Origin of the sequence: Enterobacter sp. FUJ80071 (assembly GCF_038739915.1) — a bacterium.
GTDB lineage: Bacteria > Pseudomonadota > Gammaproteobacteria > Enterobacterales > Enterobacteriaceae > Enterobacter > Enterobacter kobei.
In genome coordinates this window covers 1,082,915-1,107,719 of record NZ_JBBXKH010000001.1, presented here as the reverse complement: position 1 = coordinate 1,107,719, position 24,805 = coordinate 1,082,915, and the positions used below count along the sequence as shown (strand labels likewise).

Here is a 24,805-nt window from a genome sequence, read left to right as displayed (position 1 = left end):
CCGGTCAACAACTGACCAGTTCATTATACGGGAGTTTTGTTATGTCTCACACTATTGACCTGACGCTGGACGGCCTCTCCTGCGGCCACTGTGTCAAACGCGTTAAAGAAAGCCTGGAACAGCGTCCTGATGTTGAAAGCGCTGAGGTGACTATCGACCATGCCGCCGTGACCGGCAGCGCCAGCGCGGATGCGCTGATCGATACCATTAAACAAGCGGGTTATGGGGCGGAGCTGAGCCACCCAAAGGCTAAACCGCTGGCAGAGTCATCATCCCCGTCGGAAGCACTGACAGCGGCCACTCCTGAGCTTCCGGCAGCGGATGATATTGATGACAGCCAACAGCTGCTGATCAACGGTATGAGCTGCGCCAGCTGCGTCTCCCGGGTACAAAATGCCTTACAGGCGGTACCGGGCGTCGCACAGGCACGGGTAAACCTTGCGGAGCGTACTGCGCTGGTGATGGGCAGTGCCTCCGCCGCAGAGTTAGTGCAGGCCGTGGAGAAAGCGGGCTACGGCGCAGAGGCCATCGAAGATGATGTCGAACGCCGCGAGCGCCAGCAGGAAACGGCTATCGCCACCATGAAGCGCTTCCGCTGGCAGGCGATTGTCGCCCTGCTGGTGGGGATCCCGGTGATGGTGTGGGGCATGATGGGTGACAACATGATGGTCACCGCCGACAACCGCACGCTGTGGCTGGTGATTGGCCTGATTACCCTTGCGGTCATGGTGTTTGCAGGCGGCCATTTCTATACCAGCGCCTGGAAGAGCCTGAAAAACCGCACCGCGACGATGGATACGCTGGTCGCACTCGGTACCGGCGCGGCGTGGCTCTATTCAATGAGCGTTAACGTCTGGCCGCAGTGGTTCCCGATGGAAGCGCGCCATCTCTATTATGAAGCGAGCGCGATGATTATCGGCCTGATTAACTTAGGCCATATGCTGGAAGCCCGCGCCCGTCAGCGCTCCTCCAAAGCGCTGGAACGATTACTCGATTTAACCCCACCGACGGCCCGCGTGGTCACGGACGAGGGGGAAAAAAGCGTCCCGCTGGCGGAAGTGCAGCCCGGCATGACGCTGCGTTTGACCACCGGCGATCGCGTGCCCGTTGACGGCACGATAACCCAGGGCGAAGCCTGGCTGGATGAAGCGATGCTGACCGGGGAACCCATCCCTCAGCAGAAATCCGACGGCGATGCCGTCCATGCCGGCACGGTCGTTCAGGACGGCAGCGTGCTGTTCACCGCCAGTGCGGTTGGTAGCCATACTACGCTGTCGCGTATTATCCGAATGGTGCGCCAGGCTCAGAGCAGCAAGCCGGAGATTGGCCAGCTTGCTGACCGAATCTCGGCCATTTTTGTGCCGGTGGTGGTCGGTATTGCCCTGCTGAGCGCGGCGATCTGGTATTTCTTCGGCCCTGCGCCACAGATTGTCTACACCCTGGTGATTGCCACCACGGTGCTGATTATTGCCTGCCCATGCGCGCTTGGCCTGGCCACGCCGATGTCCATTATCTCCGGCGTAGGCCGTGCCGCCGAATTTGGCGTGCTGGTCAGGGATGCGGACGCACTGCAGCGGGCCAGTACGCTGGATACGCTGGTGTTTGATAAAACCGGCACGCTGACCGAGGGGAAACCGCAGGTTGTGGCCGTGAACACCGCAGGCATCGCGCAGGAGGACGCGCTGCGTCTCGCCGCCGCGCTGGAGCAAGGCTCCAGCCACCCGCTGGCGCGCGCCATTCTCGAGAAAGCGAATGCTGCGGCCCTGCCGCAGGTCAGTAATTTCCGCACGCTGCGCGGGCTCGGTGTCAGCGGTGAAGCCGAGGGGCATACGCTGCTGCTGGGTAACCAGGCCTTACTCAATGATAATGGTATTGATACCGCGGCGCTGGAAAGCGAACTGAAAGCGCAGGCATCTCAGGGGGCAACCCCGGTTCTGCTGGCGGTGGATGGCAAAGCCGCTGCCCTGCTGGCCGTGCGCGATCCACTTCGTCAGGACAGCGTGGATGCCCTGGCGCGTCTGCACCGCGCGGGCTATCGCCTGGTGATGCTGACCGGGGACAACCCGACGACGGCAAACGCTATTGCGAAAGAAGCCGGTATTGATGAAGTCATTGCAGGCGTTCTGCCGGATGGCAAAGCGGATGCGATTAAGAACCTGCAACGCCAGGGACGTCAGGTGGCGATGGTGGGCGACGGCATCAACGATGCCCCGGCGCTGGCCCAGGCAGACGTCGGTATCGCCATGGGGGGCGGGAGCGATGTTGCCATTGAAACCGCCGCCATCACGTTGATGCGCCACAGCCTGATGGGCGTTGCTGATGCGCTGGCCATTTCGAAAGCCACGTTGCGCAACATGAAGCAAAACCTGCTGGGGGCATTTATCTATAACTCGCTCGGTATTCCAATTGCCGCCGGCATTTTGTGGCCGCTGACCGGCACGCTGCTTAACCCGGTGGTTGCAGGTGCGGCAATGGCGCTCTCCTCCATCACCGTGGTGAGCAATGCCAACCGCCTGTTGAGCTTTAAACCGAAAGATTGAATCTTGTTCTCGTACGCGCTAGCATGAACCTTTCCGTTTATGGAGCGCGTATGAGCCTGTTTAATCGTATAAAAACCTCGTTTCGCGCCCTCTTTCCCCGCCGTTATGCGTGGCCCGGCCTGGATATCTCCCTGCCCGGCGGTCAGCACCTGCATCTGGTCGGCAGCATCCATATGGGTACTCAGGATATGTCACCTCTGCCCCCCGGTCTGATAAAACGGCTGAAGCGCGCCGACGCGCTGGTCGTCGAGGCGGATATTTCGGGCCAGGAGTCACCGTTTGCCGGGCTTGAAAGCGATCTGACCCTGGCGGAACGTCTGGACGAAGCCAAACTGGCGGAACTGACGCGCGTCGCCGAAGAAACCGGCGTGTCGCTCTCTATGATTGACGCCCTGCCGCTCTGGCAAATTGCGATGGTGCTACAGGCCACGCAGGCGCAGCGACTGGGTCTGCGCGGTGACTACGGTATTGATTACCAGCTGCTCAATCTGGCAAGAGCGCGCAATCTGCCCATCATTGAACTGGAAGGAACGGACAGCCAGATTGCGCTCCTGCGTCAGCTTCCGGACGACGGCCGCATGCTGCTGGATGATACGCTGACCCACTGGCACACCAACGCACGTCTGCTGCAAACCATGATTGGCTGGTGGCTGGATGCGCCGCCAGCAGACGGAAAGCTGGCGCTGCCGTCAACGTTCAGCGAATCGCTGTATGATGTGCTGATGAATGCGCGCAACAATGCCTGGCGAGAGACGCTGCATGCATTACCTGCCGGGGAATACGTGGTTGCGGTCGGGGCGTTACATTTGTACGGAGAAGGGAATTTGCCGTCGCTGCTGAAATAAAAAAATGGCCAATATCTCTATTGGCCCGTCAAAGAGGAATTTCATCGTTTTTATTATGCCGAAGGAGACCTTCGGTTGAGCCGATTGTCGCTCAAAGTGACCATCACTGCCAATACTATTGCGCAAGATGGTGCTATTTTTTAGACAAACGTCAGGCGTATGCTGTTGGCATGATTTGTCTGTCGTAAGAAGGATAGCTATGACTCCCGCCGTTAAATTACTCGAAAAAAACAACATTTCTTTCCGGATCCACACTTACGATCACGATCCGAATGAAACCAACTTTGGCGACGAAGTGGTGCGCAAACTGGGGCTGAACGCTGACCAGGTCTATAAAACGCTGCTGGTTGCGGTGAACGGCGATATGAAACATCTCGCCGTGGCGGTCACGCCCGTCGCCGGACAGCTCGATCTCAAGAAAGTGGCGAAGGCGCTGGGGGCGAAAAAGGTGGATATGGCAGATCCGATGGTTGCGCAACGCACCACCGGCTACCTGGTGGGCGGGATTAGCCCGCTGGGGCAGAAAAAACGCCTGCCGACGCTGATTGATGCCCCTTCGCAGGAATTTGACACGATCTATATTTCAGGCGGCAAACGCGGGCTGGATATCGAGCTGGCGGCGGGCGATCTGGCGAAAATGCTGGACGCGAAGTTTGCGGATATTGCGCGCCGGGAGTGAAAGAAAAAGCCGGGTGGCGGCTACGAGGTAAAAGCAAAACGGTAACATGCGTTACCGTTTTTTGTGTTTGCGCCCTCTCCCGGTGGGAGAGGGTTGGGGTGAGGGCATCAGGCCGCACAACACTACTGCCAGCTCACCTCACCCTTCGGCTCATACGCGTTCACGTCAATCGGTGAATTCTGCTCGATGTACTGCTTCAGCACTTCCGCATCAATAAAGCCGGTATTCACATAGCCCGGTTTATTATCAATATGCGGATAACCGTCGCCGCCGGTGGCGTTAAAGCTCAACGTCGCCAGACGGTAGGTTTTTGCCGGGTCGACCGGTTCGCCTTTGATCTTCAGATCATTCAGCTTGCCGTCTTTTGCCACAAAGCTGACGTTGGCAAACTGCGGATAGGCCCCGGAATCCGGCTTCATCTGCGCGACGGCGGTCAGGTAGTCAATCGCCTCTTTGCCGGTCATGTCGGCATAGACCACCATGTTACCAAACGGCTGCACCTTCAGGACATCCTTGTAGGTGATATTTCCGCCTTCAATAGAGTCACGAATGCCGCCCCCGCTCATCACGCCAAAATCAGCACCGGTGCGCGCCATTTGCGCCGCCAGCACCAGGTGTCCCATGTTGGTCTGCACGAAGCGGACTTTACTGCGGTCTCCCTCCAGACGACCATTCAGCGTGCCGATTTTCACATCCAGCTGCGCTTTGCCTTTGTTCTGGAACGGTGTCAGCAGGGAGAGCATCTGCGGGTTCTCAGCGATCTCTGGCGTGTAAAGTACGCGCTCACTTTTCCCGTCCGGGTAGGTCACTTTCTTCTTCAGGTTGACCGGAATGAGCTGGTAGTGCACCAGTTTCATCTCGCCGTTACGGAACTCAAAGTCCGCCCGTCCCACGTATTTACCCCATTCGTGGGCCTGCACAATCCAGATACCGTTCTGACGGTCCGGCGCACACGGCGTGCCCGGCACGTAATCCACCTGTTTTTTATTCTCCGATGCCATGCACACCGGGTCCTGTGAGTGCCCCCCCACAATCATGGCCAGTGACCCTGCAGGCAGGCTGCGCGCCATCTCCACGTCGCCGGGTGCATTGGAGCCGTGCTCACCGTTGTCGTAGTGCCCCATGTGCGTGGTGGCGATAATCACGTCCGGCTTTTCGTTCTGCTGCAGTTCCTGAATCACCAGCTTCGCTTCGTCTGCCGGTTTGCGGAATTCAATATCCGTAAAGAACTCGGGGTTGCCGATTTTTGCCGTATCGTCGGTGGTTAAGCCAATGACTGCGATCTTCAAATCCTGACGCTTAAACAGCGCCCAGGGTTTGAACAGCCGTTCGCCGGTGCTTTTCTGGTAAATGTTGGCGGAGAGGAAGGGGAATTTGGCCCATTTTTCCTGCTGACGCAGCACCGTCAGCGGGTTATCAAACTCATGGTTACCGACGGCCATCGCGTCGTAGCCAATCAGATTCATGCCACGGAAATCCGGCTCGGCATCCTGTAAATCAGATTCCGGCACGCCGGTATTAATATCACCGCCTGAGAGCAACAGCACGCTGCCGCCCTGGGCTGCCACCTCTTTGCGAATGCCGTCCACCAGCGTTTTTTGCGCCGACAGACCATATTCGCCATATTCACTGCGCCAGAAATGACCATGATGATCGTTGGTATGCAGAATGGTGATTTTATAGGTTTTATCTTTTTCATACGCCTGCGCGGGCAGGCTTACCAGACCCCATGCGGCGATGAGCGCCAGCGCGACGCCCCGCTTCATTAACTTCATCTTCTCTCTCCCTGACCAATAGACAAAGGCAAAAATTACAGTGACTCACAATAATAGACAAATAAGTTTTCAGAATTGCGACTTTCTTCAAATGTCCCGGGCGGGTATGTTAGTCGGATAATAATTACACCCTGCATCTCTAATAACAAAACAACGTGGTATTTATGGCAATCAGCGAATCAACCCCGGCGTCGCCGCCAAAATCGCGCACCTCTTTTAAGGTATTAGGCTCAATCAGTCTTTCGCACCTGCTCAACGACATGATCCAGTCGTTGATTCTGGCAATTTATCCGCTGCTGCAGTCCGAGTTTTCGTTAACTTTCGTGCAGATCGGGATGATCACCCTCACCTTCCAGCTGGCTTCCTCGCTGCTGCAACCGGTGGTGGGCTACTGGACGGACAAATACCCGATGCCGTGGTCGCTGCCGATTGGCATGTGCTTTACCCTGAGCGGTCTGGTATTGCTGGCGATGGCTGGCAGCTTTGAGGCAGTGTTGATTGCTGCCGCGCTGGTGGGTACCGGGTCGTCCGTCTTCCACCCTGAGTCCTCACGGGTGGCACGTATGGCCTCCGGCGGCCGTCACGGGCTGGCGCAGTCACTTTTCCAGGTCGGCGGTAACTTTGGCAGTTCCCTCGGCCCCTTGCTGGCGGCGGTGATTATCGCCCCGTATGGCAAAGGGAACGTAGCGTGGTTTGTGCTGGCCGCACTGCTGGCGATTATCGTGCTGGCGCAGATCAGCCGCTGGTACGCCGCTCAGCATCGCGTAAATAAGGGCAAACCTAAAGCGAAGGTTATCAATCCTCTGCCCCGGAATAAGGTCATTCTGGCGGTTTCCGTACTGCTGGTGCTGATTTTCTCGAAATACTTCTACATGGCAAGCATCAGCAGCTATTACACCTTTTATCTGATGCAAAAATTCGGATTATCGGTACAAAATGCGCAAATCCACCTGTTTGCCTTCCTGTTCGCGGTTGCTGCCGGAACGGTTATTGGCGGGCCAGTGGGTGATAAGATTGGCCGGAAATATGTTATTTGGGGCTCTATCCTCGGTGTCGCGCCGTTTACCCTTATTTTGCCGTATGCCAGCCTCGAGTGGACGGGCATTTTAACCGTGATCATTGGTTTTATCCTCGCCTCGGCATTTTCCGCCATTCTGGTCTATGCCCAGGAGCTGTTACCGGGCCGTATCGGTATGGTTTCCGGACTCTTTTTCGGTTTCGCCTTCGGTATGGGCGGGCTTGGTGCAGCGGTGTTGGGGATGGTCGCGGATCACACCAGCATCTTCCTGGTTTATAAAATCTGCGCTTTCCTGCCACTTCTGGGGATGTTGACCATATTCCTGCCTGAGAATCGTCACAAAGCGTGAATTACAGGTAGCCAAAGTAAAACTTTGGCTACCTGCCCCCCTTATGCCATAAGGGTTTCCTCTCCATCCCTGACCTGAATTTATCAATATGCGCTTTTTTACGCGCATATTGCCGTTTTATTCAAACTTCAACAATTATTCATAAACATAAGGGCAAAAATTGTCATAAACTATTACCTGGTCTTTTGGTATTCACGCCAAAAATGGAACACTCACCGCGAAAGGAGACGGAATGCACCACGCCACACCGCTTATCACCACCATTGTTGGTGGACTTGTGCTCGCTTTTATCCTTGGCATGATTGCCAATAAACTGCGTATTTCTCCTCTTGTCGGCTATTTATTAGCGGGGGTTCTGGCGGGACCGTTTACGCCAGGTTTTGTCGCGGATACCAAGCTGGCGCCTGAGCTGGCGGAATTAGGCGTGATTCTGCTGATGTTTGGTGTTGGCCTGCACTTTTCCCTGAAGGACCTGATGGCGGTAAAGTCGATCGCCATACCTGGCGCGATCGCCCAGATAGGGGTGGCGACGCTGCTGGGGATGGCGCTTTCGGCCGTGCTGGGCTGGTCGTTGATGACCGGTATCGTATTTGGGCTGTGTCTCTCAACCGCCAGTACCGTGGTGCTGCTGCGCGCGCTTGAAGAGAGACAGCTGATAGACAGCCAGCGCGGGCAAATCGCGATAGGCTGGCTGATTGTGGAAGATCTGGTGATGGTGCTGACGCTGGTGCTGTTGCCTGCCGTCGCCGGAATGATGGAAAAAGACAACATCGGCTTCGCCTCGCTGGCGCTGGATATGAGTATCACCATCGGTAAAGTGGTGGCGTTTATCGCCATCATGATGCTGGTGGGCCGTCGTCTGGTGCCGTGGATCCTGTCCCGCAGCGCGGCGACCGGCTCCCGCGAGCTGTTTACGCTTTCCGTGCTGGCGCTGGCGCTGGGGATCGCTTTTGGCGCTGTTGAACTGTTCGACGTCTCCTTTGCCCTGGGCGCGTTCTTCGCCGGAATGGTGCTGAACGAGTCTGAGCTGAGCCACCGCGCCGCGCATGATACCCTGCCCCTGCGTGATGCCTTCGCCGTGCTGTTCTTTGTCTCCGTCGGCATGCTGTTTGATCCGATGATTCTGGTTCAGCAGCCGCTGGCCGTGCTGGGCACGCTGGCGATCATTATCTTCGGTAAGTCGCTCGCCGCCTTCTTCCTGGTGCGGATGTTCGGCCACTCCCCGCGTACGGCGCTGACGATTGCCGCCAGCCTGGCGCAGATTGGTGAGTTCGCCTTTATCCTCGCGGGTCTGGGTATGGCTCTGAACCTGCTGCCCCAGGCCGGGCAGAATCTGGTGCTGGCGGGGGCGATTCTGTCGATTATGCTGAACCCGGTCCTGTTTGCCCTGCTGGAAAAATACCTCGATAAAACCGAAACGCTGGAAGAGCAGACGCTGGAAGAAGCCATCGAAGAGGAGAAGCAGATCCCGGTGGATATCTGCAACCATGCGCTGCTGGTCGGCTTTGGTCGCGTGGGCAGCCTGCTCGGTGAGAAGCTGATGGCGCAGGGCATTCCTCTGGTGGTGATTGAAACCTCACGCACCCGCGTTGATGAACTGCGCGAGCGTGGTATTCGTGCGGTGCTGGGCAATGCGGCCAACGAGGAGATTATGGCGCTGGCGCATCTGGACTGCGCGCGCTGGCTGCTGCTGACTATTCCGAATGGCTATGAAGCAGGCGAGATTGTAGCCACCGCGCGTGAGAAATGCCCCAATATTGAGATTATCGCCCGGGCGCATTATGACGATGAGGTGGAGTACATCACCGAGCGCGGTGCGGATAAGGTAGTGATGGGCGAACGTGAGATTGCGAACACGATGCTGACGCTGCTGGCGAAACCGCCGGTTGAAGAGGCTGTTACGGGGTAAGATTTTTGCGGTCTGATGCCCTCACCCTGACCCTCTCCCACAGGGAGAGGGAACAAACACTAAAAACGGCAACCGGGTTGCCGTTTTGCTTTTACCTTTCCCAATAAGCCTCTTCGAGGCTGTCTTCCCGTTCCGGCAGGCCACGCGTTAAGCGCGGTGAATGCTGGTTCAGCACCTGATAGCTCACGCGGTTCGCGTACTTACACACCTGCGCCAGCGACGAATAGGTCAGCCAGTTGAACTTGTGTTTGCTGGAGTTGGGTACGTTGGTTTTGTGGTAGGCATTGGCGGTAATGTCGTGCAGCAGTGCTGCCAGCGCGCCGTCACCCGCCCCGTTGGTGTTCATGATCTTCTCCGGTCCGCCCATATAAGGCGCAATGTGGGAGTAGATACGCAGCGGGTTGAGGCAATCTTTATGGCGCATACCGCGGCTGAACTCGTACTGGTTGAACTCGGCAATCGCGCCAGGGAGCAACGGGTGCTGGGTTTTGCGTTTGCTCTCTTCTTCCGTAAAGCCCGCCATATAGAGCCCGACGGGGCCGGCAGTGCAGAGCACCAGATCCACCCAGTCCAGCGCTTTGTCAGAGGCCAGCAGCGGATCGCTCTCACCGGTGAGCGCTTCGGCCTCTTCTTCGTTCATCGCCAGAATTGAGACGTGCTCTTTCAGGAACGCCTGCCACCACTCGGGGTTATCGGCAATCACGAATTTGGTGCCCAGCGTGAGAACCACCGGCACGTCGTACTTTTTCGCGTACTCGATCGCTTTCATGGTCGCTTCCGGCATCGGCTCGCCCGGCTTGCAGCGTACCAGATAGGAGGTCAATACCAGCGCTGAGGCACCCGCAATCACCTCTTCAGGAATACTCTCGGCGCGCAGCTTATTCATATGGCCAGGGCTGATGGCAAACGTACGCTCCCCGGACTCGCCGATCAGCGTGAAGCAGCGGCCAATGGGCCCGTTAACGCCCTGAAGATAGTTCAGATCGGTACGGCTGGAGGTGTTGCACAAATAGCGGTAGGCATAACCACCGATTTCAATGTTACTGCACATCACGCCGAGCAGTACCGAGCGGTCATCGGCCAGCACGGAGTAGTTGTGCATAGTGTTACCGATGGTCCCCCCGGCAAACTGATGGGTAATGAGATTTTCACGCACCAGCTCCTGGTACAGCGCTTCGGCAACGTCGTCTTCGATCACCAGGGAGTGACCGGCGCTCAGACCATAACGGGCGACAAACTCATCATCCACTTTCGCTTCAATGTCCACCAGCGTCTGGTCGATACCAACGACCCAGGCGGCGCTGGTTTCATTTTCAGGCTGGATTTGCTGCAGGAGCGGATCGCGCGCATCAACGGGAAAGTAGTGTTTGGATTTACGTTTACCGGGAAATTTCATGGTCTGAACTGTATGAAGAATATGGGCCGGGAATGGTAGCACAAACCCGGCCTGGAGTGCGATCAGCGGCTGTTCGTCACCAGCGAGACCATCATGTCAATATGTTCAGGCGAGTCGTTAAGCGCCGGAATGTACTCGTACTTTTCGCCGCCAGCCTCAAGGAAAAATTCCCGGTTTTGCACCGCGATCTCCTCCAAGGTTTCCAGGCAGTCCGCTGAGAAGCCTGGCGACATCACCTGAATGTGCTTAACCCCCTTCTCGCCAAGCATTTTGAGGGTTTCATCGGTGTACGGTGTCAGCCACGGCTCGCGACCGAAGCGCGACTGGAAGGTCATCATCACTTTTTCCGGCGGCAGGCCGAGGGCGGAAACCAGCTCACGAGTGGTATCGCGGCAGCGCTGCGGATAATCATCCCCTTCGTTGGCGAAACGCTGTGGGATCCCATGATAGGAGAGCAGCAGCAGATCCGGCTCGCCGTGCTTTTCAAACGACGCGCGCGCGCTGTTGGCAAGCGCCTTGATGTAGAGATCGTTATCGGCGTAATCGCGAATAAAGGTCACGCCAGGAATGCGGCGACGGGTCGCCAGAATGCGCGCCAGCTCGTCCCAGACGGCGGCCACCGTCGAGCAGGAGTATTGCGGGTAGAGCGCCAGCACCACGATATGGTCTACACCCTGCGCCAGCAGTGATTCCACTGCGCTTTCCAGGGACGGTTTTCCGTAGCTCATGCCGAGCGCGACGGGCATATCCGGCAAGCGGGCAGCCAGCGCTTTTTCCTGACGACGGCTGTAAACCATCAGCGGCGAGCCCTCCTCCATCCAGACGGACTGATAGAGTTTGGCGACGCGCGGAGAACGAATCGGCAGAATCACGCCACGCAGCAGCGGCCACCACAGCAGTCTCGGGAAATCCACAACGCGCGTGTCGCTTAAAAATTGTCGCAGGTAGCGTTTTACCGCGTCTGATGTAGGTGCTTCTGGAGTGCCCAGATTGGCAAGCAGGATGCCGGTTTTCGCCTGACTCATTCACGCCTCTTAACCATTTGATAGGTTGTCAATTGTAGCGGAAATGCGTTTAAACGAAACCCATTGCTGTAATAGGTAAGGTGAGAATATTTCTCACCCGGGGACCCGGGTGAGAGGCGCGCGATTAGCCGAGAATTTTTTCCAGCTCTGCACGTACGTCAGCCACGGCTTTGGTGCCGTCGACTTTGGCGTATTTGGTGTTACCCGCCTGCGCTTCTTTGGTGTAGTAGCCGATCAGCGGCGCGGTCATCTGATGGTATTCCACCAGGCGTTTACGCACGGTCTCTTCCTGATCGTCTTTACGGGTGGTCAGCTCTTCGCCGGTCACGTCGTCTTTACCTTCAACCTTAGGCGGGTTGAATTTGATGTGGTAAACGCGGCCAGAAGCAGCGTGTACGCGACGGCCAACGATACGGTCAACGATCAGCTCGTCCGGTACGTCGAACTCGAGAACGTAGTCCACGTTGATGCCCGCTTCTTTCATGGCGTCAGCCTGAGGAATGGTGCGTGGGAAGCCGTCCAGCAGGAAACCGTTACGGCAATCTTCCTGAGCAATGCGCTCTTTGACCAACGCAATAACCAGCTCGTCGGTTACCAGCTTGCCTGCGTCCATGATGTCTTTCGCTTGTTTACCCAGCTCGGAGCCAGATTTTACAGCGGCGCGCAGCATGTCACCGGTGGAGATTTGCGGAATACCGTATTTCTCCATGATGAACTGAGCCTGAGTTCCTTTACCCGCGCCCGGAGCGCCAAGCAGAATAATACGCATTGCGAAAATCCCCTCAAATGTCGTTTCAATTTTTCAAAAGCGCTAAACAATACCACCAGAACGGACATCGCTCAAGGAAGGCGGGAAGGCTGAAACGGTTAACGGGGGGAGATAATTTGGGTGAGTGCAGTCTGGGGCCCTCACCCCGGCCCTCTCCCACGGGGAGAGGGAGAAGACCAGGGGAGGCGTGGTCAGTTACGCCAGAAGCAGCGCATTCACACGTTTAATGAACAGGTTAGGGTCTTCCAGCGTGCCGCGCTCGGCCAGCAGGGACTGATCCAGCAGCAGCTCAACCCACTCGGCAAAGCGTGCTTCGTCCTGGGTATCCGCCGCGCGTTTCACCAGCGGATGATCCGGATTAAGCTCAAAGATATATTTCACTTCCGGCACCGCCTGGCCCGCCGCAGCGAACAGCTTCGCCATCTGAGTGCTCATTTCGTCGGCATCGGTCGTGACAATGGCCGGGGTATCGATCAGACGGTGAGTGAAACGTACCTCTTTCACACGGTCACCCAGCAGGGTTTTCACGCGCTCAACGAACGGCTCCAGCGCCTTCTCGGCTTCTTTCGCGCTTTCATCTACCTCATCCGCCAGCTTGTCGATGGACTCATCGGCTTTTGCAACCGACTGGAACGCTTTACCGTCGAACTCGGTCAGGTAGTTCATCATCCACTCGTCGATGCGGTCAGACAGCAGCAGCACTTCGATGCCTTTCTTGCGCAACAGCTCCAGGTGCGGGCTGCTCTTCGCCGCCGCGTAGCTGTCGGCGGTGATGTAGTAGATCTTCTCCTGCCCTTCTTTCATGCGGGAGACATACTCTTCCAGCGACACGGTCTGCGCGGAGGAGTCGGTGTGCGTGGAGGCGAAGCGCAGCAGCTTAGCAATGGTTTCAACGTTTGCGGTGTCTTCTGCCGGGCCTTCCTTCAGCACCAGGCCAAACTGTTTCCAGAAGGTCTGGTATTTTTCCGCATCGTCTTTCGCCAGTTTTTCCAGCATCTGTAGCGCACGTTTGGTCAGGGCGTTGCGCAAGTTACGAGTGACGGTGCTGTCCTGCAGGATCTCGCGGGAGACGTTGAGCGGCAGATCGTTGGAATCGATCAGACCGCGCACGAAGCGCAGGTAGTTCGGCATGAACTGCTCGGCGTCGTCCATGATGAAGACGCGCTGCACGTACAGCTTCAGGCCGTGCTTGTGATCGCGGTTCCACATATCCCATGGGGCCTGCGCCGGGATGTACAGCAGGCTGGTGTACTCCTGCTTCCCTTCCACGCGGTTGTGGCTCCAGGTCAGCGGGTCGGTAAAGTCGTGGGCGATGTGCTTGTAGAACTCGTTATATTCGTCGTCTTTAATTTCAGACTTGTTGCGCGTCCACAGCGCCTGCGCCTTGTTGATTTTCTCCCAGGAGACCACGGTTTCGCCGTCTTTCTCTTCCTGTTTTTCAATCTCAACCGGCAGAGCGATGTGATCGGAATATTTGCTGATGATGGAGCGTACGCGCCAGTCGTTCAGGAAATCATCTTCCCCTTCACGCAGGTGCAGGGTGATTTCAGTCCCGCGGTCTGCTTTGGTGATGTCGTCAACGGTGTACTCACCTTCGCCTTTGGATTCCCAGAGCACGCCGTTCTCCGCGCTGTCGCCCGCCGCACGAGTACGCACGGTGACTTTGTCCGCCACGATAAACGCTGAGTAGAAGCCCACGCCGAACTGACCGATCAGCTGGCTGTCTTTCGCCTGGTCAGAGCCCATGGACTCAAGGAACGCTTTAGTGCCGGATTTGGCGATGGTGCCGAGGTGGTCGATCACCTCGTCGCGATTCATCCCAATGCCGTTATCGGCGATGGTCAGGGTGCGGTTCTCTTTATTGAAAGAAACGCGCACGCGCAGCTCGCCGTCGCCTTCATACAGATCCGGGTTAGACAGCGCGCGGAAGCGCAGCTTGTCCGCCGCATCGGAGGCGTTGGAAATCAGCTCACGCAGGAAGATTTCTTTGTTGGAATACAGGGAATGGATCATCAGGTGCAGAAGCTGTTTTACTTCTGACTGGAAACCACGGGTTTCTTGTCCTTTCATCTAAGTCGACCTCAACAATGCCATTTAATGGGGTTGTAAAACGTTGAGTGAGAGATGGGGATAAGGGAGAGAAATTTCAAGCGGAGGCCGCGAACGCAGCCTCCGTTTGGTCAGAAAATAATCTTGTGACGCCCGGCCAGAGAGTGCGACAGCGTGGTGCCGTCCACCATCTCCAGCTCACCACCCACCGGCACGCCGTGGGCGATGCGGCTGGCGTCAACGCCGTACTGTGAGCACAGCTCGGCGATGTAGTTGGCGGTTGCTTCCCCTTCCACCGTTGGGTTGGTGGCGAGGATCACCTCTTTAATCGTTTCGGACTCAAGACGCTGTTCAAGGCGGTCAAGACCGATATCGTCCGGGCCGATACCGTCCAGCGGGGAGAGATGCCCCATCAGCACGAAATAGCGGCCGGAAAACTGCCCGGTTTGTTCGATGGCATAGATGTCCGCCGGACTCTCCACCACGCAAATCTGACCGTTCTCCTGACGACGCGGATTCGAGCAGATGTTACACACATCCTGCTCGGTAAAGGTGCGGCAATCCGCACAGTGACCAATTTCTGACATCGCGCGGGTCAGAGCCTGCGCCAGGCGCATCCCGCCGCTGCGATCGCGCTGCAAAAGCGTGAACGCCATGCGCTGCGCCGACTTCGGGCCAACGCCCGGCAGGCAGCGCAGAGCTTCCATTAACTGCGTGAGCAGCGGACTGGTTTGCATCAGAATGGCATCTTAAAGCCCGGCGGCAGCTGCATACCGCTGGAAACAGAGGCCATTTTCTCTTTCTGGGTTTCGTCGATACGGCGCGCAGCATCGTTAAACGCGGCAGCAACCAGATCTTCCAGCATCTCTTTGTCGTCTTCGAGCAGGCTTGGGTCGATTTCAACGCGACGGCAGTTATGCGCACCGTTGATGGTCACCTTGACCAGACCGGCACCGGATTCACCCGTGACTTCCATCTGAGCGATCTCTTCCTGCATCTTCTGCATTTTTTCCTGCATCTGCTGAGCCTGCTTCATCAGGCCACCCAGACCGCCTTTTCCACCAAACATAGGCTTCTCTCTTCTTTCACGTTTAAGGATTACAACCGTAAGTCAGACTCACGATCAAATGGGGCGAATACTCTCTTCATCCAGATCGGCGTCGAAGAACCGGCGCAGGGTCTGAATGTTGTTATCCGCAATAATCGCCTCGCGCGCCTGCGCGAGTTTCTCTTCATAAATGGCCTGGCGCCACTCAAGCGGCGTTTTCACTGCCGGATTATCATCTTCAATGATAGTCAATTCAACCGGCGCACCCTGTAATGTGGCGAGCGCCTCGGCCAGCGCCTTTTGCGCGCCTGGCGAATTCAGGTGTCGCTGACCAGGACGCAGGTGTAAACGCACCTGATTACCGTCCTGCTCTTTCCAGGCGTTCAGCGCAACCTGCTCGACCAGCTTCGGCAGCTGGAGTTTGCTGACCTCAGCGGCCCAGGCATCGCGGGCAATAGATTCTTCTGCGAGCTTCGCGGAAAGCTCCGGCGTTTTCTCATGCTCCAGCGCCTTTTTCAGCGCTTTCGGCGTAGCGACCTCTTCCTTTACCGTTTCGACAACGGTGGTCGCCTTCCAGCGGTATGCCTCTTCTTTCGCCGGGGCTTTCTGCTCGAGCGCGGACGGTGCCGGGCGCGACTGTACGCGCTCCGTTACCGAGGCCAGTCGTTCAAGCGCGGCGTTGTTCACCGGCCGCGCTCTTCCTGGCGCTGCCGGTTCACTCTTTTTTGGTTTGGTTACTCCCTGCGCACGCTGCAACTGACTGCGAGCGGCAAGCACCGAACTGGTGGCATCCGACAGCGGCACGTTTTGCGGCGGCGGTGTCGGCTGCGGTGGCACCTGCTGAGGTGACATCACCGCCGTTGGGGCGACCGGGGCAAAAGACTGCCGCGGCGCTTCCGGCTCCGGCAGCGGCATGCGCGGGTGGAACGCCAGCGCGCGCAGCAGCGTCATTTCTACGCCCATCCGGGGATCCGGCGCGTACGGTAGCTCTTTACGGCCAATCAGCAGGGTTTGGTAATAAAGCTGTACATCGGCAGGCGGCACGGTGCGGGCAAGTTCACGCATCCGCTGTTCAATGGCGGCCATATCTGCGCCAATTGCCGACGGAGAAAGCTGCAGCATCGCCACGCGGTGCAGCAGGCTGAGCATCTCAACCAGCAGCGCTTCCCATTCAATCCCCCGGCCAGCAGCAGCATTGACCAGCGTCATGACGCGCTCACCGTTGGCGGCAATCATCGCTTCGATGAGTGAAAGCGCCTGATCGTCATCCAGCGTACCGAGCATGGTGCTGACTGCTTCGGTAGAGAGCTTACCGTCACCGCTGGCAATTGCCTGGTCGGTCAGGCTTAACGCATCACGCAGGCTGCCGTCCGCTGCACGTGCCAGCAGTTGCAGGGCGCGCGGCTCGTGGACGATCTTCTCTTCATCGAGAATGTGTTCGAGCTGGGCGCGGATCTGTTCTACGTCCAGGGCCTTCAGGTGGAACTGCAGGCAGCGGGACAGAATGGTGACCGGCAGCTTTTGCGGATCGGTCGTCGCCAGCAGGAATTTCACGTGCGCGGGCGGCTCTTCCAGCGTTTTCAGCAGGGCGTTAAAGCTGTGGCGCGACAGCATGTGCACTTCATCGATCAGGTAGACCTTGAAGCGACCGCGCGCCGGGGCGTACTGTACGTTGTCCAGCAGATCGCGGGTATCTTCGACTTTCGTGCGCGAGGCGGCGTCGATCTCGATCAGATCGACAAAACGCCCCTGCTCGATCTCCCGGCAGTTATCACACACGCCGCACGGCGTGGCGGTGATCCCGGTTTCGCAGTTGAGACCTTTCGCCAGCAAACGGGCAATTGAGGTCTTACCGACGCCGCGGGTGCCGGAGAAAAGATAGGCGTGATGGATGCGACCTAGCGACAAGCCGTTCGCCAGGGCCGTCAGCACATGCTCCTGACCGACAACGTCAGCAAAGGTTTGTGGTCGCCATTTACGGGCTAACACCTGATAACTCATGGGCAGGCTCTGCAACGCTGGAAGGTGAATTTATGGAGGGGAATGCTATCACAACCTCACCCATTGAGCGAGGTTGTGAAAACCGGGATTAATGACCCGGGAATGGCACCAGGCTGTAGCTGGTAATGCCCTGTTTTTCCAGGCGCTGTTCGCCGCCGAGATCGAACAGGTTAATGATGAACGCCGCGTCGGTCACTTCGCCACCCAGACGACGGATCAGCTTCACGGTCGCTTCGATGGTGCCGCCGGTCGCCAGCAGATCGTCCACCACCAGCACTTTGTCGCCAGGCTTGATCGCATCAACGTGGATTTCCAGCTGATCGGTGCCGTATTCCAGCTCGTAGCTCTCTGCGATGGTTTCACGCGGCAGTTTGCGCGGTTTACGCACCGGCACAAAACCCACGCCCATTGCCAGCGCAACCGGTGCGCCAAACAGGAAGCCACGGGCTTCGGTACCTACTACTTTGGTGATCCCGGCGTTTTTATAACGCTCGACCAGCAGTTCAATGCTGAGCGCGTACGCTTTCGGGTCTTCCAGCAAGCTGGTGACATCACGGAAAAGAATGCCAGGTTTTGGATAGTCCTGGATGCTTTTGATGCTGTTTTTCAGATATTCAAGCTGCTGTGCAGTTGCGGTCATCGGTTTGTGCCTAAATGAAACAGTGTTACTCACGACGCGCAACGGAGTGGGTAAAGGTAACAATCGTTTAACCTTTAACCAGGCGCGCCTGTGCTCGAAAACGGTCGAATTTACTGGCTGTACGCAATAATTGCAACAGCCATTATGAGGCTTCAGTGCTTTTGTTGCTTTTCATCAACCACGGGGATCCGCCACATGAAGATAAGCAGGCAGGTCAGAATGATCAGCAGCAGGATCCGCACCCACATCATTTTCACCAGCCATAATGAAATAGCAAAGGTAATGAGGATCACCGCAATCGAGCGCGGCTTCGCGCCGGGCGGCATGGCACGGTGTTTTTGCCAGTGGCGCAGGTAGCCACCAAACCATGAGCGATAAAGCAGCCAGTGGTGAAAACGCGGCGACGAGCGGGCGAAGCACCAGGCTGCCAGCAGGATAAACGGCGTGGTGGGCAGTAAGGGTAAAACCACACCCAGTGTACCCAGCACTACCGCGAGCCAGCCAATGATGATTAAAATAGTACGCTGCATAATGCGAATCGTTATCAAACTGAACGGCTACTTTACCACTGGAGAGCGTTTTGAAAACAGCCTTGCTTCTGGAGACGCTGCAAAAACAGTTGACCACCCTGCGAGCAGAGGCCACCCCTCTGCTGGGGCACGCCACGCTGAAGCCGCGCTTTGATCGGCAGCTTTTTCGTACCCGCAGTACGGTCATTCAGGATTACCTGGCTGAGGCGCAGACCCACCTTGACGAGCTTTGCCATGCGGTTGAAAGTGAACAGCAGGAACAGGTGGCGTGGCTTGCAGAGCATCTCACTGAGCAAATCACCGCCCTGCATCGCGAAATTGCCGCCTGGCCGCTACGCGCCTGGGACAGCGGCTCGCCCGGACTCGGCAAATGGCAGCGCAAGCGGCTGGAGAATCAGGAGTTTGAACGCCGACTGTTTGAGATGAAACGTGAGCGCGAAGTGCGGCTGAATAACAGCGAAACGCTGGAAGAACAACAATTATTGATGCGCGAGATTAGCGCCCTGGAAGGCCGCATTGTGCGCTGCCGTCAGGCGCTGGATGAGATTGAACGCGTCATTGAACGTTTGACCCGCTAACAGGAGCCACACCCATGTCACTGGAAAATGCACCCGATGAGGTCAAGCTGGCCGTCGATTTAATTATGCTGCTGGAGAATCATGATATTCCCGCCGAAACGGTGCTGAAAGCGCTGGAGATTGTGCAGCGGGATTTCGAAGGAAAGGTGAAGGCCAGTAGCCCTCACCCTAACCCTCTCCCACAGGGAGAGGGAAAATAGATTAAGCCGGAGTGGGATCGTCACCTTTAATGTCGCGCTTCACTTCCGTATGCTCATCACCTTTTTCGTTACGCAGGTGAACTTCAAGCTGGTTGAAGGCGATATTAATATCGTTTTCACGGCACAGGCGATCGATAGACCGGTTAAGCTCATCTACCGTGTAGCTACGGTCACGCAGTTCACGCACGTATAAACGCAGTTCATGATCCAGCGTGCTTGGCCCGAAGGTGGTGAAGAACACCGCCGGAGCCGGATCGTGCATCACTTTCGGATGTTCTGAGGCTGCCTTCAGCAGCACCTCTTTCACCTTCTCCAGATCCGATCCATAGGCTACGCCCAGGCGGATCACCACGCGCGTCACCGTATCAGAGAGCGACCAGTTGATCAGACGCTCGGTCACGAACGCCTTGTTCGGGATGATCACCTCTTTGCGATCGAAATCGGTAATCGTGGTGGCACGAATGCGGATCTTGCTGACCGTACCGGAGAACGTCCCGATGGTGACGGTATCGCCAATTCGCACCGGACGTTCGAACAGGATGATCAGACCGGAGACAAAGTTACCGAAGATCTCCTGCAGGCCAAAACCCAGACCTACCGAGAGGGCGGCCGCCAGCCACTGGAGTTTATCCCACGAGACGCCCAGCGAGCCGAATACCGTCATCGCCCCGACAATAATAATGACGTAGTTCAGGATCGTAGTGATAGCGTACGACGCCCCCTGACGCAGGTTCAGCCGCGAGAGGACCAGCACTTCCAGCAGACCCGGCAGGTTGCGAATCAGCGCCCAGGCTACCACCGACGACACCAGCGCAAACAGCAGGCTGCCCATGGTGACGCTTTTCATCACCGCAGCGCCAGCTTCGGTGCCGTTGTACTGCCAGAGGGTGATGCTGTCGAGGTAGGCGAAAACGGTAATTAAATCAGACCAGATAGCCCAGAACATCACCGCAAACAGCGCGATCATCACCAGCATAGTGATACGCAGCGTCTGCTGGTTGACCTGCTCCAGCGCGATGGTCGGTTCTTCCTGTGGCTCCGCACCTTCGGCGCCCTCTTTCACCTGATGCTGACGACGCGCGATGGCACGACGGTAAGCAATACGGCGAGCCGCGACGCTTAACCCGCGCAGTACGGTTTGATAGAGCAGATTCCAGACGATCACCAGATAGACCGTTTCGATCCAGCGCCCGGACAGACGCAGCGTAGTATAGAAGTAGCCCGTCGCCGTGAGCACCATCAGCGCCAGCGGAATGATCGCCAGTACTGTCACGGTGGCCAGACGAATATTGTGGGACTCTTTATCACGCCAGCTATCGCGGCACATCGGCCACATGAGGATGGCAATCAGCAGCAGGTTCAGCATAATGACCAACTGACCCAGCACATCATCCATCAGATGCAGCGGAGACAGTTCAGAAACAACTGACCAGAAGTGAAGCGGCAGAAGCGCCAGGCTGACACGTACAATCTGTCGACGCCAGTGGCTGGTCAGTTGGGCAGGCATGTTGAAATGACGGACCGCAACGCCGTCTTTTTCCAGGACCTTCCAGCACAGGCCAAACACCAGCCAGAACAGCGCCAGTTTTTTGCTGAATGCCCACAGCAGATCGCTGACGTTAAGCTGCATGGTGAGCAGAATCAGGCCTACCGCCAGAATAATCAGGCACACCGGCAGGGCGCGAATAAGATCGATCAGAATCGCTTTTGGCGTATGGAGCTGGCTGTCGTTGCGCAGTTGCCCCACTTCCGAGGCCAGCTTCGCCTGGTACTGTTTAAGCCATTTCAAACGCCAGCGAATCAGACCGGCAATCAGCAGCAGGGGTAATCCCGCCAGGAAAGCAATCATTACCGCAGGCCAGGCTTTCTCCCAGTTCACGGTGATTTTCATGCTCTTAATCTGCGTTTTCAGCTGTTCAGGGAAGGACTTCACCCAGTCCCAGTCCATCGGCTTGTTGCTGTTCACCCAGAAAATTTGCTGCGTCAAAATCTCCTGCAGACTTTTGGAAACGCTGACCAGCTGCTGCTGGTTGATCTGCAGGTTGATGGCCATCATCAGCTGGTTGCCCAGCTGTTTGTTGAGCTGATCCAATAGCTCACGGCGCATATCGACGACCTGAAGCAGCGCGTCATGCACTTCCGGGTTCACGTCGCTGGAATGACCCTCTTCAATTTTGGCGACGAAGTTATCGCTCTGGAAAAGGGCATCACGCTGCTGATTCACGTCAAATTGTTCCAGACGCAAATCCGCAATGCGGTTAGTCATGTCTTCCAGCTCGTCGGCGGACGGCAGCGTCTGCTGCTGCTGGTAGAGAATACGCGACAGCAGGAGGCTACCTTTCAGGACCGCGATCTGTTCTTTGATGTTGCGTTCCGCCTGCAGCGCCCGATCCAGCCAGTTTTTCACTTTAATGTTTTGCTGAACCAGCGAGTTGCCGTTTTCCGTCGCCAGAATCAGACGCTGACTCAGCTGATGGTTAGCCTCAAGCTCCTGTTTCACCAGCGGGTTGGCCTGGATACGGGCTGTTTCGTCCGGCGATACCGCCTCCTGGGCCGTTTTTTCCGTCAGGGTCAGACGCTTACTGTTTACCGCTTCCTGCAGCAGCTGAAGCTGGTGTTCCAGACGATTAATATTCGCCGTGACGTAATCACGCTGTTTCTGGAGCGTGTCCTGCAGCACCGTATTCCCCTCCAGGCTTTTACGCTGCTGTTCAATTTGCGCATTGAGTAATGACTGCTGAACCAGCAGCAGAGTTTGCTGCGTTGGGCGAAGCGTCCCTTCCCCCACCGTCGTACCGTTCAGGCGGTTGCGGATCTGCTGCAGCTGCTGAGACGCGGTATACATCGCATTTTGCACGCGCTCGGGCTGGGTTTGCAGAGAGACGAGCTGACTGTTGTAGGTCGCGAGGTCGGACTGCGCGGTTTGCAGATCGTCGAGCAGTTGGGCAACGCGCGACTCCAGCTGACGTAAAGAAAGCGTGGCGAGCGTCTTACGCGTTTCGTCGTCGTTATCGACGTCACTCAGCGCATTCAGCGCTTCCGTGGCCTTGCGCATGTTCTCAGGCGCCTGCGCCACCTTCTGACGAAGCTGGGTGGTTTCTGCTTTAACGCGCTCAATTTTATCAATGTTTTCCAGCGTCTCTGTCAGATCCTGCTGGGTGAGTTTCTCCTGCGGAGAGAGCTCTTTTTGTTTGTTCAGGGTGTCGAGTTGCGACTGAACATCACTGCGTGAGGGGATATCCGTACTGTTATCTGCGCGGGCCCACGAAAGCGGTCCGGTGGAGAAGAAAAACAGCATAGCAAAGAGCAATGCAAAAACAGGATGTTGCGAGCGATTGATGGGCAGCATAGTTGTGAATGATGTCAGCAGATGACCGATAATAGTCCGGCGTGAAGAATATCACGCTCGTCTGAAGCAGAATAGCGTGAACGTTATCCTCTAAGATAAATCCTGGAATGGCTCAGGCGGGTAACGAAGGGGCATCGCTGCGCAGCGTCGGGCAGAACTGACACATTTCCAGTAAAATCGCGACGTAGCTGCGTGCTTCCTGCTTGAGGTCAAAGGAGTCCGGCGCAAAAAGCCAGTTTTCCATCAGGCCCGAAATATAGCTGCGCATCAGGATAGCCGCCCGACGAGTCAGTAAATTAGCCGGTAACAGCTTCGCCTGCATACACTGGGTGAGCGTTTGTTCAATGCGGTCATAACTCTCCAGGCACAAACTACGCTGCGCCTGCTGCACCACCGCCATCTCGCCCACGAACTCGCATTTATGAAAAATTATTTCCATCATTAATCTGCGACGTTCTTCAACTACCGTAGCTTCAAGGATATATACTAATATCTCTCTTAATACTGAGAGTGGATCGTCAGGGAATTTTGCCCGATACTCACTCTCAAGATCGCTAATGCTGGACTCTGAAAGCTCCCAGATTTCACTGAACAGATCTGACTTATCTTTAAAATGCCAGTAAATCGCACCCCGAGTCACGCCAGCAGCCTGAGCAATTTGTGCCAACGAGGTTGATGAAACACCCTGCTGAGAGAACAAACGTATTGCCACATCAAGGATATGTTGTCGGGTTTCCAGCGCTTGTTGTTTAGTTTTTCGTGCCATAGGTGAGTGAATTTACAGGAGTCAGATTTACATACATTTGTGAATGTATGTACCATAGCATGACGATAATATAAACGCAGCAATGGGTTTTTGGACTCAGGACCATTGATCAATTTGAAATCGGACACTCGAGGTTTACATATGAACAAAAACAGAGGGTTAACGCCTCTGGCGGTCGTTCTGATGCTCTCAGGCAGCTTAGCGCTAACAGGATGTGACGACAAACCAGCTCAACAAGGAGCTCAGCAGGCGCCAGAAGTCGGCGTAGTGACACTCAAATCTGAACCTCTGCAGATCACCACCGAATTACCTGGCCGTACCAATGCCTATCGCATTGCGGAAGTTCGCCCTCAGGTGAGTGGCATTATCCTGAAACGTAACTTTACCGAAGGCGGTGATGTGAAAGCCGGTGAGTCTCTGTATCAGATTGATCCCGCGACCTATCAGGCCTCTTATGAAAGCGCCAAAGGCGACCTGGCAAAAGCGCAAGCCGCCGCCAAAATCGCCCAGCTGACGCTGAACCGTTATCAAAAACTGCTCGGTACGAAGTACATCAGTCAACAGGATTATGATACCGCTCTGGCCGATGCCCAGCAGGCTAACGCCGCCGTGGTGGCCGCCAAAGCGGCCGTCGAAACCGCACGTATTAATCTGGCCTATACCAAAGTGACCTCCCCTATCAGCGGTCGTATTGGTAAATCTTCCGTCACGGAAGGGGCGCTGGTACAGAACGGACAAACCACTGCGCTGGCTACCGTGCAGCAGCTTGATCCGATCTACGTTGACGTAACCCAGTCCAGCAATGATTTCCTGCGCCTGAAACAGGAGCTGGCTAACGGCACCCTGAAACAGGAAAACGGCAAAGCCAAAGTGGAGCTAGTGACCAACGACGGTATCAAGTTCCCGCAGGAAGGGACTCTGGAGTTCTCCGATGTGACGGTCGACCAGACTACCGGTTCCATCACCTTACGGGCGATTTTCCCGAACCCTGACAAAAATCTGCTGCCAGGTATGTTCGTTCGCGCGCGTCTGGAAGAAGGCACCAATCCAACCGCACTTCTGGTTCCACAGCAGGGTGTGACCCGTACGCCACGTGGCGATGCGAGCGCGCTGGTTGTCGGGGCGGATGACAAAGTCGAAATGCGCAACATTACCGCCACTCAGGCGATTGGCGATAAATGGCTGGTGACGGAAGGTCTGAAAGATGGCGATCGCGTGATTGTTACTGGTTTGCAAAAAGTTCGTCCTGGTGCGCAGGTCAAAGCACAGGAAGTGAAATCTGACGATAAACAATCTGCTTCGGCCGCTGACCAGTCAGAACAAACCAAGTCTTAACTTA

General features: G+C 56.4%; 20 protein-coding genes and 1 other annotated feature. Of the genes, 8 read left to right on the top strand and 12 right to left on the bottom strand.

Annotated features, from left to right (window positions below):
- Positions 1 to 41 precede the first annotated feature (41 nt).
- The 3 genes from copA to ybaK all read left to right on the top strand — a co-directional run bounded on the left by copA (position 42) and on the right by ybaK (position 4,064).
- The gene (gene copA / locus AAER43_RS05260) at positions 42 to 2,540 is read left to right on the top strand and encodes a copper-exporting P-type ATPase CopA (protein ID WP_050862435.1); all 2,499 of its coding nucleotides are present in this window, start codon (positions 42 to 44) and stop codon (positions 2,538 to 2,540) included.
- Between the two features lie 50 nt (positions 2,541 to 2,590).
- Positions 2,591 to 3,385, top strand: a complete 795-nt coding sequence (locus AAER43_RS05255; RefSeq protein WP_050862436.1) for a TraB/GumN family protein — start codon at positions 2,591 to 2,593, stop codon at positions 3,383 to 3,385.
- Positions 3,386 to 3,584: 199 nt separating this feature from the next.
- Positions 3,585 to 4,064: a Cys-tRNA(Pro)/Cys-tRNA(Cys) deacylase YbaK gene (gene ybaK / locus AAER43_RS05250; RefSeq protein ID WP_023332257.1), complete on the top strand. Its 480-nt coding sequence runs from the start codon at positions 3,585 to 3,587 to the stop codon at positions 4,062 to 4,064.
- A gap of 122 nt (positions 4,065 to 4,186) precedes the next feature.
- Here the strand turns inward: ybaK and ushA are convergent, their stop codons facing one another.
- Positions 4,187 to 5,839: a bifunctional UDP-sugar hydrolase/5'-nucleotidase UshA gene (gene ushA, locus AAER43_RS05245; RefSeq protein WP_050862437.1), complete on the bottom strand. Its 1,653-nt coding sequence runs from the start codon at positions 5,837 to 5,839 to the stop codon at positions 4,187 to 4,189.
- 164 nt (positions 5,840 to 6,003) lie between these two features.
- Here ushA and AAER43_RS05240 point away from each other — a divergent pair, with 164 nt between their 5' ends.
- On the top strand, positions 6,004 to 7,206 hold the full coding sequence (locus tag AAER43_RS05240) for an MFS transporter (RefSeq protein ID WP_050862438.1): 1,203 nt from the start codon (positions 6,004 to 6,006) through the stop codon (positions 7,204 to 7,206).
- Between the two features lie 232 nt (positions 7,207 to 7,438).
- Positions 7,439 to 9,115 carry a YbaL family putative K(+) efflux transporter gene (gene ybaL / locus AAER43_RS05235; protein WP_014882816.1) on the top strand — a complete coding sequence of 559 codons (1,677 nt, stop codon included), beginning with the start codon at positions 7,439 to 7,441 and terminating at the stop codon, positions 9,113 to 9,115.
- A gap of 91 nt (positions 9,116 to 9,206) precedes the next feature.
- Here the strand turns inward: ybaL and AAER43_RS05230 are convergent, their stop codons facing one another.
- The 9 genes from AAER43_RS05230 to AAER43_RS05190 form a co-directional block, all read right to left on the bottom strand.
- Entirely contained in the window at positions 9,207 to 10,511 is a 1,305-nt protein-coding gene (locus AAER43_RS05230) for an inosine/guanosine kinase (protein WP_023332255.1), read from the bottom strand.
- Between the two features lie 62 nt (positions 10,512 to 10,573).
- Positions 10,574 to 11,536 carry a ferrochelatase gene (hemH, locus tag AAER43_RS05225; RefSeq protein WP_014882814.1) on the bottom strand — a complete coding sequence of 321 codons (963 nt, stop codon included), beginning with the start codon at positions 11,534 to 11,536 and terminating at the stop codon, positions 10,574 to 10,576.
- 124 nt (positions 11,537 to 11,660) lie between these two features.
- Positions 11,661 to 12,305 (bottom strand): adenylate kinase, encoded by a 645-nt coding sequence (adk, locus tag AAER43_RS05220; protein ID WP_006809841.1) that lies wholly within the window; start codon positions 12,303 to 12,305, stop codon positions 11,661 to 11,663.
- Positions 12,306 to 12,500: 195 nt separating this feature from the next.
- A complete protein-coding gene (gene htpG, locus AAER43_RS05215) occupies positions 12,501 to 14,375 on the bottom strand; it encodes a molecular chaperone HtpG (protein WP_050862439.1) in 1,875 nt (624 codons plus the stop codon).
- A gap of 110 nt (positions 14,376 to 14,485) precedes the next feature.
- Entirely contained in the window at positions 14,486 to 15,091 is a 606-nt protein-coding gene (recR, locus tag AAER43_RS05210) for a recombination mediator RecR (protein ID WP_014882812.1), read from the bottom strand.
- Positions 15,091 to 15,423 (bottom strand): YbaB/EbfC family nucleoid-associated protein, encoded by a 333-nt coding sequence (locus AAER43_RS05205; RefSeq protein ID WP_014882811.1) that lies wholly within the window; start codon positions 15,421 to 15,423, stop codon positions 15,091 to 15,093. Before AAER43_RS05205 ends, recR begins: the two co-directional genes overlap by 1 nt.
- A 54-nt stretch (positions 15,424 to 15,477) precedes the next feature.
- On the bottom strand, positions 15,478 to 17,403 hold the full coding sequence (gene dnaX, locus AAER43_RS05200) for a DNA polymerase III subunit gamma/tau (RefSeq protein WP_014882810.1): 1,926 nt from the start codon (positions 17,401 to 17,403) through the stop codon (positions 15,478 to 15,480).
- Positions 16,084 to 16,148: a sequence feature (DnaX frameshifting element), on the bottom strand. It overlaps the preceding gene by 65 nt.
- Before the next feature lie 88 nt (positions 17,404 to 17,491).
- On the bottom strand, positions 17,492 to 18,043 hold the full coding sequence (apt, locus tag AAER43_RS05195; RefSeq protein ID WP_000127359.1) for an adenine phosphoribosyltransferase: 552 nt from the start codon (positions 18,041 to 18,043) through the stop codon (positions 17,492 to 17,494).
- A gap of 152 nt (positions 18,044 to 18,195) precedes the next feature.
- Positions 18,196 to 18,573: a DUF454 family protein gene (locus tag AAER43_RS05190; protein ID WP_050862440.1), complete on the bottom strand. Its 378-nt coding sequence runs from the start codon at positions 18,571 to 18,573 to the stop codon at positions 18,196 to 18,198.
- Positions 18,574 to 18,623: 50 nt separating this feature from the next.
- Here AAER43_RS05190 and priC point away from each other — a divergent pair, with 50 nt between their 5' ends.
- A complete protein-coding gene (gene priC, locus AAER43_RS05185) occupies positions 18,624 to 19,151 on the top strand; it encodes a primosomal replication protein N'' (protein WP_014882808.1) in 528 nt (175 codons plus the stop codon).
- A 14-nt stretch (positions 19,152 to 19,165) separates the two neighbouring features.
- Positions 19,166 to 19,351: a pleiotropic regulatory protein RsmS gene (gene rsmS, locus AAER43_RS05180; protein WP_023336826.1), complete on the top strand. Its 186-nt coding sequence runs from the start codon at positions 19,166 to 19,168 to the stop codon at positions 19,349 to 19,351.
- 1 nt (position 19,352) lies between these two features.
- On the opposite strand, the gene mscK is transcribed toward rsmS, so the two are convergent.
- Positions 19,353 to 22,700 (bottom strand): mechanosensitive channel MscK, encoded by a 3,348-nt coding sequence (gene mscK / locus AAER43_RS05175; protein WP_032637303.1) that lies wholly within the window; start codon positions 22,698 to 22,700, stop codon positions 19,353 to 19,355.
- Positions 22,701 to 22,812: 112 nt separating this feature from the next.
- Positions 22,813 to 23,466 (bottom strand): multidrug efflux transporter transcriptional repressor AcrR, encoded by a 654-nt coding sequence (acrR, locus tag AAER43_RS05170; protein ID WP_014882805.1) that lies wholly within the window; start codon positions 23,464 to 23,466, stop codon positions 22,813 to 22,815.
- 141 nt (positions 23,467 to 23,607) lie between these two features.
- Between acrR and acrA the strand changes: the two genes are divergently transcribed.
- Positions 23,608 to 24,801: a multidrug efflux RND transporter periplasmic adaptor subunit AcrA gene (gene acrA / locus AAER43_RS05165; protein WP_014882804.1), complete on the top strand. Its 1,194-nt coding sequence runs from the start codon at positions 23,608 to 23,610 to the stop codon at positions 24,799 to 24,801.
- Positions 24,802 to 24,805 lie beyond the last annotated feature (4 nt).

Bases quoted from the DNA above. Each gene is read 5' to 3' on its own strand.
- copA (WP_050862435.1), top strand. From the start codon at position 42: ATGTCTCACACTATTGACCTGACGCTGGACGGCCTCTCCTGCGGCCAC.
- AAER43_RS05255 (WP_050862436.1), top strand. From the start codon at position 2,591: ATGAGCCTGTTTAATCGTATAAAAACCTCGTTTCGCGCCCTCTTTCCC.
- ybaK (WP_023332257.1), top strand. From the start codon at position 3,585: ATGACTCCCGCCGTTAAATTACTCGAAAAAAACAACATTTCTTTCCGG.
- ushA (WP_050862437.1), bottom strand. From the start codon at position 5,839: ATGAAGTTAATGAAGCGGGGCGTCGCGCTGGCGCTCATCGCCGCATGG.
- AAER43_RS05240 (WP_050862438.1), top strand. From the start codon at position 6,004: ATGGCAATCAGCGAATCAACCCCGGCGTCGCCGCCAAAATCGCGCACC.
- ybaL (WP_014882816.1), top strand. From the start codon at position 7,439: ATGCACCACGCCACACCGCTTATCACCACCATTGTTGGTGGACTTGTG.
- AAER43_RS05230 (WP_023332255.1), bottom strand. From the start codon at position 10,511: ATGAAATTTCCCGGTAAACGTAAATCCAAACACTACTTTCCCGTTGAT.
- hemH (WP_014882814.1), bottom strand. From the start codon at position 11,536: ATGAGTCAGGCGAAAACCGGCATCCTGCTTGCCAATCTGGGCACTCCA.
- adk (WP_006809841.1), bottom strand. From the start codon at position 12,305: ATGCGTATTATTCTGCTTGGCGCTCCGGGCGCGGGTAAAGGAACTCAG.
- htpG (WP_050862439.1), bottom strand. From the start codon at position 14,375: ATGAAAGGACAAGAAACCCGTGGTTTCCAGTCAGAAGTAAAACAGCTT.
- recR (WP_014882812.1), bottom strand. From the start codon at position 15,091: ATGCAAACCAGTCCGCTGCTCACGCAGTTAATGGAAGCTCTGCGCTGC.
- AAER43_RS05205 (WP_014882811.1), bottom strand. From the start codon at position 15,423: ATGTTTGGTGGAAAAGGCGGTCTGGGTGGCCTGATGAAGCAGGCTCAG.
- dnaX (WP_014882810.1), bottom strand. From the start codon at position 17,403: ATGAGTTATCAGGTGTTAGCCCGTAAATGGCGACCACAAACCTTTGCT.
- apt (WP_000127359.1), bottom strand. From the start codon at position 18,043: ATGACCGCAACTGCACAGCAGCTTGAATATCTGAAAAACAGCATCAAA.
- AAER43_RS05190 (WP_050862440.1), bottom strand. From the start codon at position 18,573: ATGCAGCGTACTATTTTAATCATCATTGGCTGGCTCGCGGTAGTGCTG.
- rsmS (WP_023336826.1), top strand. From the start codon at position 19,166: ATGTCACTGGAAAATGCACCCGATGAGGTCAAGCTGGCCGTCGATTTA.
- mscK (WP_032637303.1), bottom strand. From the start codon at position 22,700: ATGCTGCCCATCAATCGCTCGCAACATCCTGTTTTTGCATTGCTCTTT.
- acrR (WP_014882805.1), bottom strand. From the start codon at position 23,466: ATGGCACGAAAAACTAAACAACAAGCGCTGGAAACCCGACAACATATC.
- acrA (WP_014882804.1), top strand. From the start codon at position 23,608: ATGAACAAAAACAGAGGGTTAACGCCTCTGGCGGTCGTTCTGATGCTC.